This is a genomic window from Bacteroides xylanisolvens (assembly GCF_018289135.1).
Lineage (GTDB): Bacteria > Bacteroidota > Bacteroidia > Bacteroidales > Bacteroidaceae > Bacteroides > Bacteroides xylanisolvens.
The window spans coordinates 4,936,805-4,950,670 of the sequence record NZ_CP072216.1 but is presented as its reverse complement, the minus strand read 5'-3'; the positions used below and the strand labels follow the sequence as shown (position 1 = coordinate 4,950,670).

The following is a 13,866-nucleotide window of genomic DNA, read 5'->3' as shown; positions in this document are numbered from 1 at the left end:
ATGAAGAAACAGATTCTATATATGTTGTGCGCAACTGCTCTCTTGAGCAGCTGCCACATCTATAAGTCGTATGACAGACCCGAAGATATCACTACTTCCGGCCTGTATCGCGATCCGGTAGCGGATAATGATACACTGGCTTCGGATACAGCTAACTTCGGAAATCTGCCGTGGAGAGAAGTCTTCACCGACCCGCAACTCCAGTCACTCATCGAAGCAGGACTGAAACAAAATACGGACCTCTTGTCTGCTGCACAGAATGTGAAAGCGGCAGAAGCATCCCTGATGTCGGCACGTTTGGCTTATGCTCCGTCACTGGGATTGTCTCCGCAAGGAACGATTAGCAGCTTCGACAAGAACGCAGCTACAAAAACTTATTCATTACCTGTCACAGCTAGTTGGCAAATTGATTTGTTTGGTCAGCTACTGAATGCTAAACGGAGTGCCCAGGTTACTCTGAAGCAAACTAAGGCTTACCGCCAGGCAGTACAGACACAGGTTATCTCTAACGTCGCCAATATGTATTATACATTAATGATGTTGGACCGCCAGTTGGAAATAACCAAGGCTACAGCAGAAATTCTGAAAAAGAATGCAGAAACGATGGAAGCCATGAAAGATGCGGCCATGTATAGCATCAATTCAGCTGGTGTAGAACAAAGTAAAGCCGCTTACGCACAGGTACTTGCCAGTATTCCTGATATCGAGCAGAGTATCCGCGAAACGGAAAATGCACTGTCTACTCTTTTGGGAGAGGCTCCCCATGCCATCAAGCGTGGTGAATTGGAAGCACAAGTACTTCCAACCGAACTTTCCGCCGGTGTGCCTATTCAGCTATTATCCAATCGTCCGGACGTAAAAGCAGCCGAAATGTCATTGGCTAGTTGCTATTATAATACCAACTCGGCTCGTGCCGCTTTCTATCCGCAAATCACACTTAGCGGTTCAGCAGGATGGACAAATAATTCAGGAGCTGGAATCGTTAATCCCGGCAAATTGTTGGCCTCTGTTGTCGGTTCACTGACACAGCCATTGTTCTACCGCGGACAGAACATCGCTCGCCTGAAAGCTGCTAAAGCGCAGGAAGAACAAGCGAAATTATCTTTCCAACAAGCCTTATTGAATGCTGGTAGTGAGGTTAGCAATGCGCTAAGTTTATACCAAAAGACCAGTGAAAAGGTAGAATCTCGCCAAATGCAGGTAGAATCTGCTAAAAAAGCTTCGGAAGATACAAAAGAATTGTTTAACTTAGGGACCTCAACCTACCTGGAAGTATTGTCTGCACAACAGTCTTACCTGAGCGCACAAATCTCTCAGGTTTCTGATTGCTTTGATCGAATGCAGGCAGTAGTAAGCCTTTACCAGGCACTGGGTGGTGGAAGAGAAGAATAACTTTAAACATATACTATTATGATTAGTCCGTTAGCTTACGTAGATCCCGAAGCAAAGCTGGGCAAGAATGTAACTGTTCTGCCTTTTGCCTACATTGAAAAGAATGTAGAGATCGGAGATGACTGCGTCATCATGTCCTACGCTAGTATCTTGCAAGGTACTAAAATGGGAAAAGGAAATAAGGTACATCAGAATGCCGTCCTCGGAGCGGAACCGCAAGATTTCCACTACACAGGAGAAGAAAGTAACCTGATTATCGGAGATAACAACGATATTCGTGAGAATGTGGTAATCAGCCGCGCTACATTTGCCGGCAATGCTACCAAAATCGGAAATGGAAACTACCTGATGGATAAGGTGCATCTTTGCCATGATGTACAAATCAGCAATAATTGTGTAGTAGGTATAGGTACTACCATTGCAGGAGAGTGTATGCTGGATGACTGCGCTATTCTAAGTGGCAATGTTACCCTACACCAATACTGTCATATAGGTAGCTGGACACTGGTACAAAGTGGATGCCGTATATCTAAGGATGTACCTCCATACGTTATCATGTCAGGAAATCCGGTGGCATATCACGGTGTAAACGCTGTGGTTCTCTCGCAACATCGCAATACATCGGAAAGAGTCCTCCGTCACATCGCCAACGCATACCGTTTGATTTATCAGGGTAATTTTAGCGTTCAGGATGCTGTACAGAAGATTATCGATCAGGTTCCTATGAGTGAGGAGATTGAGAATATTGTAAATTTCGTGAAGAACTCGGAAAGAGGCATTGTGAAATAAACAAAGTGACTTCATATAAAGAAGGTTGATACTTTTTCAAGTATCAACCTTCTTTTTTTATCTTCAAATTCAGAGATTCAATTCATTATTCAAACTCCAATGTTCCGAAGAAATCGGGGCGGTGGAAATCCGGCTGTTCAATCTGTATCGGATTCCATGAAAGGAAATGAGGGGTTTGCAATTCATCGCCACACTTATAGAAATTAGCTTTTATCTCCTTTCCATCGAGCGAATCAATCTGGTGCTTAAAGAACACAGAATACGGAATGATAAGAGCCACTTCCCAGTCCGTTTCACCGATGCGTTCAGCAAAAGGCTGATTACCCAAACTAGACCAGCGTTGTACAAGAGCAGTCACCTCTTTCGGTGCATGTTCGCGGTTGTTACGCACAGGTCCGGCACCCACCAGAATAGTTCCGATGCAATTGCATTCTATATTATAATAGATCCCGTCGCCTGCAGGTATAGAAAAGAATTCCACGCAGGAGTCAGTCCATACAGAACCGTTATCTTCTCCATACTTGGCACGTACACTCTCCTCTTTCACTTTAAAATGTAGTAAAATCAAGTTCTGTGTGTGAGCAATTCGAAAATTCACTTTAGGTTTGTAAGGATATTCAGCCCAATTGACACACTGAATCGGCTGAAAATCTATTTTTTCTTCATCGAATAGTTTAGGAAGCGAACAAGCCTCCACATTAGCCGCACTAATTTTCTTTACTTTCATATATCTTTCGTTTGAATGATACAAATATAGTTACTTTCTTTGGTTTACACCTTATTTCTATGTTATTTTTAAATTGCAAATTATTATATCAAAAAATAATATTTAGTTAAATATTACTCAACTATTATATAATGAGATATTTTTTCATATATTTGCCATCACTTAACCGATTAAATAGATACTGTTTATGAAAACATCCCTTAAAGACATAGCAGAAACCTTAAAATTATCCAAGACAACAATCTCTTGGGTACTTTCTGGTAAGGGGGATGAAAAAGGTATTAGTCTTGCTACACAAGAAAAAGTCTTTCAATGCGCCAAACAGTTGAATTACCAGCCTAATTTATTAGCCAGAAGCCTAAATACGGGTATATCAGGTACAATCGGATTAATCATACCGGATATTACAGACTCTTTTTACTCCAAAGTTGCCCGTTCTATAGAAAAGGAAGCGGAAACACAAGGCTATTCATTAATGATTTGTAGCTCTGAATCTGAAATAGAAAGAGAAAACAGAATGATCCGGTTATTCAAAGCGAAACAGGTGGATGGAATTATAGTAGCCCCCACAAAAGTTTCTAAAATTGAAATACAGAATCTAGTCAAAGAAGGCTATCCATTAGTCTTATTTGACCGCTACTTTCCTGAGATGCAGACAAACTACATCATTATTGACAATGAAGGCAGTAGCTACGAGTTAGTAAAGAAAATGATCGATAACGGTTCATCTAAAATAGCTATTATTACCACGAATCCTCATCTCCGCACAATGAATATGAGACGAGAAGGGTATGCAAGAGCTTTAATTGAAGCCAACCTACCCGTTGATCCTGATCTATATGGAGAGGTGACCTTTGTTGATTATGAGAAGAATGTTTTCAAGACTCTTGATCAAATATTCAGCAAAGTACCTGATGTAGATGGGTTCTTCTTCACAACCCATATTTTGGCTCTGGAAGCATTCCGTTACTTTTATGAAAAAGGAATCAATATAAATAAAGGATATGAATTGGCTTGTATTCATGGAGTATCAGCATTCCGTGTCTTAGCACCTAATATGAACATCGCAAGAATGCCAATAGAAGAGATCGGTAAGAATGCCGTAAGGATTCTACTTGGCGATATCAAATATCGCTTGGAAAATTCGACCGAAAAAAAAGAAGTAGAAACACTTGTCCTGCCATGTTCATTACCCTAGTCATGATTTTACATTTTTTCTTCAATCACTTAACCGGTTTAGTGAAAATAAATAATGATATCAAATTAACAAATGTAACAATAAAGAAAATAGCCCTCTAATTATTAACATAAAGATACAGAATTATGAAGTTCCAAATTAAAAATGAAAAATACATGCTGGCTCTATTAGGACTTCTAGTATGGGCATGCAGCAGTAACAACATTGATATTGAAAATATGCGATGTGAATATCAAATTTCTCCAATTGGCATTGATTCACCAGCACCGCGTTTTACTTGGAATTACACAACCAATAATGAAGATGCAACAGAGTTTTCTCAAGACAGCTATCAGCTATATATCGCCACCCGGGAACAAGATTTGAGAAACTCATCCGATAATAGCTGGCAATCTGACACTATTTACTCTGACACTCCTCATGCGACCTATCAAGGATCAGAAAAATTGAAATCCAGAACTCGTTATTACTGGCAAGTAATAGCATGGGATAAAACAAAGGAACATAAGATTATCTCTCCTATATCCAGTTTTGAAACAGCTCAACTCAACCAAAGTGACTGGACAGGAGTATGGATTACTGATAATCATGATAAAGATTATACGCCAGCGCCCATGTTGCGCAAGTCGTTTATCGCTCAAGATGATATACAACAAGCAAGATTATATGTAAGTGCCGCTGCATATTATAAAATGACATTAAATGGTAAATCAATAACATCATCACATCTCAATCCGGGTTTTACTCATTATGATAAAAGAAATCTGTATAACACATACGACGTCACTTCACAACTGCTCAAAGGAGAGAACGTACTATCTGCAATACTTGGGAACGGATTCTACAACGAATCGGCCCCTGTAGCAACATGGAGCTATGAGCAAGCCCGCTGGCGTAACCGCCCAAGAATGATCTGCGAAATGGAGATATTATATAAAAATGGAGAAAAGCAAACCATCCATTCAGATTCTACTTGGAAAACGAGTACCGGTCCTTATATACAAAACAATATTTATAGTGGTGATACCTATGATGCATGTCTTGCAATTGCTGGATGGGACAAACCGGGTTTTGATGACTCTAAATGGACAAATGCAATTCAGGTGGCTGCCCCTTCTCCCCTACTAGTATCACAAAACATGCCTGCTATTGAAACGGAACAATTTATCACTCCAATCAATATGCGTTCTTTTGGTGATACAGTCTATGTATACGATTTTGGAGTTAATATGTCAGGGGTCTGTACTCTTTCTATCAATGGCAAGAAAGGCACTAAAGTCAGTATGCAACACGGCGAATTGCTAAAAGATAACGGACGCTTGGAAATGCGCAACTTAGATATTTACTACAAACCATTACCTGGCCTCGCTTTTCAAACAGACACTTATATATTGGACGGAAAACAAGGTACATTCACTCCAGATTTTACATATCATGGATTTCAATATGTAGAAGTTCGTTCAGATCGTCCTGTAAAACTTACTAAAGAGAGCTTAACCGCTCAATTCATACATACGGCTGTTCCTCCTGTTGGTAAATTCAGTTGTTCAAATGAACTATTAAATAAAATATGGAAAGCTGCTAATCAATCATATTTATCAAATCTGATGAGTATCCCGACTGACTGTCCCCAACGAGAGAAAAATGGATGGACTGCCGATGCACACATAACAATGGATTTAGGATTATTAAACTTCGATGGTATTACTTTCTATGAAAAATGGCTGGATGATATGATTGATAATCAAAATGAAGAAGGACGTATATCGGGAATCATTCCTAGTTCCGGATGGGGCTATGATGACTGGATAGGTCCTGTATGGGATGCTGCCATGTTTATCGTGCCAATGGCAATTTACCACTACTATGGAGATACAAGAAGCATCGAAAAACTATGGCCTGTATGCACCAAATACCTTGCCTACCTCGCAGGACGCGAGGACGCGGAAGGAACCGTAACTTACGGAATTGGTGACTGGGTATTCCATAAAACACAAACCCCTACAGAATTCACCACTACCTGCTATTATTATTTAGACAATCTGTATATGGCTAAATTTGCAGAACTCATTGGAAAAGATGGTAGTAGTTATGCTAAGAAAGCAGAAGAATTGAAATTGCTTATCAATCACAAATACTTCGACACATCCAAAGCTATTTATGCCAATGGTTCGCAAGCAGCACAAGGAGTTGCCTTATACCTTGGAATCGTTCCTAAAGAATACGAACAGCAGGTTGCAGATAATCTTTCTACGATGATAAAAGCCAATAAAAACCTGCTCGATTTTGGAGTTTTAGGCAGTAAAACAGTCCTGCGGATGCTTTCCAAATATGGATATGCTGACTTGGCATATCAGATGGCCGCACAAGAAGAAGCTCCATCTTGGGGCAATTGGATAAAACAAGGTTTCACTACACTAGCAGAAACATGGATACTTTCACCTGAATTTAGAGATGCCTCCGTAAATCACATGTTTCTTGGAGACATTAATGCATGGATGTACAATATATTGGCAGGCATTAATTATGATGAACAGAAACCCGGATTCAAACATATTCTTATCCAACCTCATTTCGTAAAAGGTCTTGACTGGGTAAAAGCAGAATATAAATCTGTAAACGGAATCATTCGTTCTGAATGGGAACGTAAAGGAGAACAAGTGATTCTCAAAGTCACGATCCCAGTCAATACGAATGCAACAGTAGAATATAATGGTAAAAAGATAGATTTAAGGTCAGGAAAACATCAACTCACATTTTAATTGAAACAAAAGAAAGGAGGTTTAATAGAGGTATATAAAGAAGCAAAAATGAGACCGTTATGTAATACTATAAAAATATAACACTAGTTACTTTGTCACACCATCAATCAAATCTATTAACAATGAATAAAATCAGTACACTGCTATTTTTGATATTTCTCACTTGTACAAGTGGTGTTTTTGCCGATTCCGGTAGTTCCATCTCCTTAAATGGAACATGGGAACTCTCTTATTGGATGCAACCTGAAGAACCTATAACTTCGCCCAAGGACATGCAACTAGCTGAAGTGAAACATCTATCAGCCCAAGTCCCCGGTAATGTAGAACTAGACCTAATGGCTGCCAACTTAATTAAAGATCCGATGATTGGCAGTAATGTAAATGAATTACGCAAATGGGAAGGCTATCAATGGTGTTATTCCAAATCATTCGTAGCGCCACAACTAAAACCAGGACAACAATATCAACTCTTCTTTGCCGGAATAGACTGTCTGGCCGATATATGGCTGAATGGAAAGCACATTGGCAAAGCAGAAAATATGATGATTGAACATGCTTTTAATGTAACTAAAGAAATAAAAGCAGGAGAAAGCAATCAACTCCAAGTGATACTCCGTTCATCTGTTATTGAAGGACAAAAACATCTGTTAGGGACATTCAGTATTGGAAACTTCCCGTCTGAAGAATCCGTATTCATCAGAAAAGCTCCGCACACCTATGGATGGGACATTCTGCCACGATTAGTCAGTGCAGGTTTGTGGAGAGATGTAGAATTACGCGTATTGAATCCGGCACGTCTCACAGATGTTCACTATATGGTCGCCAATGTAGACACTGCTACCAGAAATGTACGTTTGTATACTGATGTACAAGTAAAACTACCTTTCGAAAAGTTCGACAAAGTGAAAGCCGTATATACATTAAGTCGCCATGGGAAAGAAATATATAAAGGAAGCTCTGTTGTCGTTTCCCCAGCATTCCGATATATAATGGAAATCAAGAATGCTGATTTATGGTGGCCAAGAGGATATGGAGAACCGGCTTTATATGATGCAAAAGTAGAGTTAGTAGATTCTGACGGCACTATTTTATCAACAGATAATAAACGGGTAGGCCTCCGCACGATTCAACTAGACATTACAGACATCAACCTCCCACCGGATCATCCGGGTAAATTCTGTTTCATAGTCAATGGAGAACCTATTTTTATTCACGGAACCAATTGGGTACCCATGGATGCACTCCATAGCCGGGATCATTCTTTCGTAGACGAATCTATCCGCATGGCTGTAGAATTAAACTGCAATATGATACGTTGTTGGGGTGGCAACGTGTATGAAGATCATCATTTCTTTAATTTATGCGATGAAAAGGGCATTATGGTATGGCAGGATTTTACGATGGGATGTACTTTCTATCCTCAACGCAGCTCATTTACACAAGCATTGGAAGAAGAGGCCATTTCCGTTGTATGCAAGTTACGCAATCATCCATCACTCGTTTTATGGTCAGGAAATAATGAAGACGATTGTGCACTGCGCTGGTCTTTGCAACCATTTAATATTAATCCAAATCAGGATGTAGTTAGCCGCAAGGTCCTCCCGGCAGTTATTTATGAGTTTGACCCTACTCGCCCTTATCTTCCCAGCTCTCCTTACTACAGCCAAGCGGTATATGAAAGAGGAAGTGCTGACCAATATTTACCAGAAAACCATTTATGGGGTCCCAGAGGATATTACAAAGACAAATTCTATACGGATGCTACCTGCTGCTTTGTCAGTGAAATCGGCTATCACGGCTGCCCTAATTTAGAAAGTCTCCAGAAAATGATGACAAAAGATGCCGTATATCCCTGGACAAAAAATCATGAATGGAATGATGAATGGGTTACCAAATCTGTTCGTAGATTCCCAGAATGGGGAAAGACATTCGATCGCAATAATCTTATGATTAATCAGGTACGTTTACTTTTTGGTGAAGTTCCCTCCAAACTGGATGATTTTATATTCGCTTCTCAATCCGTACAGGCAGAAGCTATGAAATATTTCATAGAAATGTGGCGTGGAAAGAAGTTTGACGACAAGACTGGTATTGTCTGGTGGAACCTGCGGGATGGATGGCCAGTGATCTCTGATGCGATTGTTGACTACTACAATTCAAAGAAGATGGCATATTATTTCATCAAGAATGTTCAACAGGATGTTTGTGTACTAATCAATGATGCAGAAGGCGGAAATTACCCACTGATAGGAACGAATGACACACGCAACGTACAAAGTGGTAATGTAACGGTAACAGATGCATCCTCGGGACGTAAAATCTATGAGAGCACTTTCCGTATTCCAGCCAATCAAAAGGTCAGAATAGCCTCACTACCGGAAGAAAGCGGTCAAGGAATCTATCTGATCCAATACCAGATCGGTAATCAGAAATTCATGAATCATTACCTATACGGCAAGGCACCTTTCAACTTGAAAGAATACAAGCGGCTGTTACAAAAAACCGGATTATACGCTAAAAAATAATAGTTATGAAAGAGAACTTGTTAGGAATTGACGTAGGAGGCACCAAATGCGCCATCATCTACGGTATCAAAGAAAACGACGAGCTACATATCATCGACAAAAAGAAATTTGATACGACCACAGTCGACGAAACAATAGACAGAATTCTCTGTGAAACCGAAAAGATGATGAACCTCCACCAGCTAACCCCTACTAACACAAAAGCGATTGGAATCTGTTGCGGAGGTCCTCTCAACAGTGAAACAGGCATCGTGATGTCTCCCCCTAACCTACCGGGATGGGACAACATCCCCATTGTGGCAATGGTGGAAAAAAAGACGGGCATTAAAACCAATCTACACAATGATGCCAATGCCTGTGCTTTAGCCGAATGGAAGTTCGGAGCAGGAAAAGGAACTAAGAATATGGTCTTTCTCACATTCGGTACGGGACTGGGAGCAGGATTAATATTAAATGGCAAACTGTATACGGGCACCAATGACAATGCCGGAGAACTGGGACATATCCGCCTGTCGGATTTCGGTCCGATAGGTTACGGTAAAAAGGGCTCTTTTGAGGGATTTGCCAGCGGTGGAGGTATTGCTCAACTCTCCAAAATGTATGTGATGGAGAAATTGCAGACCGGACAGAAAGTTGAATGGTGTACCTTACAGGAACTAGATCAGCTTACTGCCCGAAAAGTGGCTGAAGAAGCTGCCAAAGGTGATAAATTAGCCCAAAGCATATATGAGACGTCTGCTATTTATCTGGGAAAAGGATTATCCATGGTGATCGATATCTTGAATCCGGAAGTCATTGTGATAGGTGGCATCTATACCCGGAATAAAAATATGATGGAACCCATCATGCAAAAGATAATCGATCAGGAAGCATTATCCTGTGCAAACAGAGTATGTAAAGTGAAACCAGCCGCCTTGGGAGAGCAGATAGGAGATTATGCAGCTCTTTCTGTAGCCGCTAACTTAACCGATTAACTATTATGAAAGAGCTTATTGAAACAACACTGGAAGAGGCTCGGCAAACGTTGGAGAGCTTTCTTGAGGAAACAACAACAGTCGGGATTATTTCACAGGCAGCCTCTACCTGCGCCGAAGCATTAAAAGCCGGAAATAAGATTATCAGCTGTGGTAATGGAGGTTCTTTATGTGACGCCACCCACTTTGCAGAAGAACTAACCGGACGTTACCGCAACAACCGCATCCCGCTACCGGCAATTGCAATCAATGACCCGGCTTACATGACCTGTGTGGGAAATGATTTTTCGTTCAACGAGATCTTCTCCCGCTATGTAGAAGCTATGGGATGTAAGGGAGATGTATTATTGGCCATCAGCACAAGCGGACATTCCGAGAACATACTGAAAGCTGCCGTACAAGCACACAACAATGGAATGAAAGTGATAGCGCTGACTTCAAAAGGAGAGAATGAACTGTCACGACTGGCAGACATTGCAGTCTGCGCGCCACGAGCAGCACATTCCGACAGAATACAAGAAATTCACATCAAAGTTATCCACATTCTGATTCAGGCAATTGAGGCAGAATTAGGCTTTGAATAATAACCTACTAAATTTAATCAATATGGCAATGAAAATGACACATATCAGTAAAACTCTATTGAGTATTGTTTGCACACTTTGGGGAATGTCCGCCTGCTCGGATGATTATAACAAATATGACGATTGCCCGGCTTGCAACTATTATCCTGTTGCAGTAGGGAATTCAACAGGAACTCCGGTTCATGCTATCGGTGTCGAGATGGATCCACACTTCTTCTCACAAAACATCACCCGCAATGATGGTTCAAAGGCTGAAGATTGGGAAAATATAGTTGTACAACGGGTAAAGAAAATGAAAGTACAACAATTCCGAATCATGATGCAGCCACAATGGTGGGAACCCTCCAATGACAACAACGATCCTAATGTCGCGGATATGAGCAAATTCACTTTTGATTCGGAAGAAATGCAATCTGTATACAAAGTATTGGATCTGGCCCAGGAGAATAATATCGGAGTGACATTAGTCGTATGGGGAGCCATTACCAATATCGACTTACTATCAGGCATTAACAATGGTCAAAAGCATTTCTTGTGTGATGCACGAAGTTATAACGTTAATCCGGGTTGGATTGCCGGTATAGATAACTATGAAGAATTTGCTGAAAACTTCTCCACAATGGTGAAATACCTGATTGAAGAAAAGCATTATACCTGTATCAATCAAATTACTCCATTCAATGAACCTGACAGTCATATAGCAGGTTACGGCCGCATCATGTGGCAAGGTGATTTTGAAACCATGGGTTGGCAGGACACCTACGCCCCCATGGTGAAAGCACTGGATGCCAAGTTTAAAGCAGATGGAATACGCAGTAAGGTACACTTCAACCTTTCTGACAATACAGACGGTACACCCGGATATATCGCTGCCTGTGTTTCCGCTTTCACAAACGATGAAGCCGACCTGTATAACTCTCATGTATACAAGTTTGACTACAACACCCCTAATTCGACTATCGTAAATTGGGAACGTCAAAATATAGCTTCTGCAGGAGGTAAAAGACATTTTGTTGGAGAATTCGGTTTTCCTGGATACGGAAGTGCCCGTCAATATGGTATAGACACGTATACGCGAGGGGTACAGATAATCCGCGTTGCTCTGAACTATCTGAATGCCGGTGCTTGCGGAGTAAGCTACTGGAGTCTGATCGATCAATATTATAACCGCAATGCCTCCTATTCGGAAATGCAGCAACTCGGTTTATGGAAATATCTAAAATCCGCTTATACCGAAGACCCAGATGTATATTCCAAAATCAAGGAAGACTACGAGGTACGTCCTCAATACTATGCATATAGTCTGTTGACACGTTTTGTCCGCCAGGGCGACGAAGTATATCCATTGGATCTCGGCGACGAGTTGATAGCCGGAAGTGCTTTTCTCAACACAGAGGGAAAATGGACGTATGTACTTTCCAACGCTACAGACAAAGACAAGATGATACAGTTGGAAAATGATAAAGAAGGTGCCAATGGAGAATACAATGTCTACAAATATATGGAAGGACGCCTACCGGAAGGTGATAATCTTATAGAATCAACAGAAACGGTCAACACGCAAGAGAATAACCTAAAACTTAAATTATCTCGTTCATCAATCAGGGTATTAGTACAAAAATAGAAGTATATACACCCCATTTAGTGGGGATATATATACACCGTATTGGGCATATATATTCACCATGTTAGCCATATATATCCGCCGTGCTGGATATATATGCCCACCAACCAAGTAATTTATCATCAAAAGTACACGAATGAAAAAAGAAATATCCATAGTAAAAATGCTCTCCGTCATGTTCGGATTCTTCGTTATGGGATTTGTTGACATTGTCGGAATAACCACGAGCTATGTGAAGAATGATTTCAGCCATCTCACCGATACGATGGTTAATCTCATCTCTCTATCCTGTTTCTTGTGGTTCCTGGTGCTTTCTATTCCCACCGGAATGTTAATGAATCGCATCGGACGCAAGAAAACCGTATTACTTAGCTTCGCATTCCATGTATTAGCTATGTGCCTTCCACTCGTTGCATATGACTTTACCGCCATATTAATCGCATTTGCCTTGATAGGTATCGGTAACACTCTATTGCAAGTTTCACTCAACCCATTAGTAACGGATGTCGTTGCAAACGATAAGTTGACAGGTACATTAACCCTAGGACAATTTGTCAAAGCAGTCAGTTCATTCCTGGGTCCTATCCTGGCAGCTTGGGTGACTGGTAGTTTTTTCGGATGGAAAATGATATTCCCCGTTTATGCCGGACTGTCACTGCTCGCTTTGATATGGCTATGGCTTACCCCTATACAAGAAAAACAACAGGAACGGAAGAACATTTCTTTCAAAGTCACTCTTGAATTATTCAAAGACAAATACATTCTTGCTTTCTTTATCGGTATTCTCGTGCTGGTAGGTGTAGACGTAGGTATCAATATGACTTTCCCTAAATTCCTGATGGAACGTTGTGATCTACCACTGACAGATGCAGGAATGGGAAATAGTGTGTATTTCTTCGCCCGCACTGTAGGAGCCTTTTTGGGTGGTATCCTACTGATGAAATATTCAGAAAGTAAATTCTATATTTATAGCGTCTGGATAGCTCTCGCAGGATTGATACTGATGACCATTAGCACTAATCTCTGGTTTATCCTCGGATGTGTAGCAGTTTTCGGGATAGGATATGCCAATCTGTTTTCCATCATCTTCTCTCTGTCTTTGAAACGTGTTCCCGAGAAAGCGAACGAAGTATCTGCACTTCTTATCGTCGGTGTATCTGGCGGTGCCGTCCTCCCGCCTATTTTAGGAGTAATTACCGATTCATTCCACAGTCAGTTATCTGCAATCATAGTACTTGCCATTGTATGGTGCTATCTGATCGGAATAATGAGAAAAATAAAAACCACATAA

10 protein-coding genes are annotated in these 13,866 nt (G+C 40.8%); 9 read left to right on the top strand and 1 reads right to left on the bottom strand.

The window, feature by feature from the left end:
- Both INE92_RS20575 and lpxA read left to right on the top strand, forming a co-directional pair.
- Window positions 1-1,392, top strand: a complete 1,392-nt coding sequence (locus INE92_RS20575; RefSeq protein WP_004307480.1) for a TolC family protein — start codon at window positions 1-3, stop codon at window positions 1,390-1,392.
- Window positions 1,393-1,410: 18 nt separating this feature from the next.
- Entirely contained in the window at window positions 1,411-2,181 is a 771-nt protein-coding gene (gene lpxA / locus INE92_RS20570) for an acyl-ACP--UDP-N-acetylglucosamine O-acyltransferase (RefSeq protein ID WP_008641754.1), read from the top strand.
- A gap of 85 nt (window positions 2,182-2,266) precedes the next feature.
- Here the strand turns inward: lpxA and INE92_RS20565 are convergent, their stop codons facing one another.
- Window positions 2,267-2,908, bottom strand: coding sequence for a carbohydrate-binding family 9-like protein (locus INE92_RS20565; RefSeq protein WP_015532093.1), 642 nt, complete (start codon window positions 2,906-2,908; stop codon window positions 2,267-2,269).
- A 187-nt stretch (window positions 2,909-3,095) separates the two neighbouring features.
- Here INE92_RS20565 and INE92_RS20560 point away from each other — a divergent pair, with 187 nt between their 5' ends.
- The 7 genes from INE92_RS20560 (at window position 3,096) to INE92_RS20530 (ending at window position 13,866) form a co-directional block, all read left to right on the top strand.
- Window positions 3,096-4,106: a LacI family DNA-binding transcriptional regulator gene (locus INE92_RS20560; protein WP_004310382.1), complete on the top strand. Its 1,011-nt coding sequence runs from the start codon at window positions 3,096-3,098 to the stop codon at window positions 4,104-4,106.
- 125 nt (window positions 4,107-4,231) lie between these two features.
- Window positions 4,232-6,868: a family 78 glycoside hydrolase catalytic domain gene (locus INE92_RS20555; RefSeq protein ID WP_004310380.1), complete on the top strand. Its 2,637-nt coding sequence runs from the start codon at window positions 4,232-4,234 to the stop codon at window positions 6,866-6,868.
- Window positions 6,869-6,990: 122 nt separating this feature from the next.
- The gene (locus INE92_RS20550; RefSeq protein ID WP_015532092.1) at window positions 6,991-9,393 is read left to right on the top strand and encodes a glycoside hydrolase family 2 protein; all 2,403 of its coding nucleotides are present in this window, start codon (window positions 6,991-6,993) and stop codon (window positions 9,391-9,393) included.
- A gap of 5 nt (window positions 9,394-9,398) precedes the next feature.
- A complete protein-coding gene (locus INE92_RS20545; RefSeq protein WP_004310376.1) occupies window positions 9,399-10,367 on the top strand; it encodes an ROK family protein in 969 nt (322 codons plus the stop codon).
- A gap of 5 nt (window positions 10,368-10,372) precedes the next feature.
- Entirely contained in the window at window positions 10,373-10,951 is a 579-nt protein-coding gene (locus INE92_RS20540; RefSeq protein WP_004310374.1) for an SIS domain-containing protein, read from the top strand.
- A gap of 22 nt (window positions 10,952-10,973) precedes the next feature.
- Window positions 10,974-12,575, top strand: coding sequence for a glycoside hydrolase (locus tag INE92_RS20535; RefSeq protein ID WP_211421243.1), 1,602 nt, complete (start codon window positions 10,974-10,976; stop codon window positions 12,573-12,575).
- 136 nt (window positions 12,576-12,711) lie between these two features.
- Window positions 12,712-13,866, top strand: a complete 1,155-nt coding sequence (locus tag INE92_RS20530) for an MFS transporter (protein WP_008649023.1) — start codon at window positions 12,712-12,714, stop codon at window positions 13,864-13,866.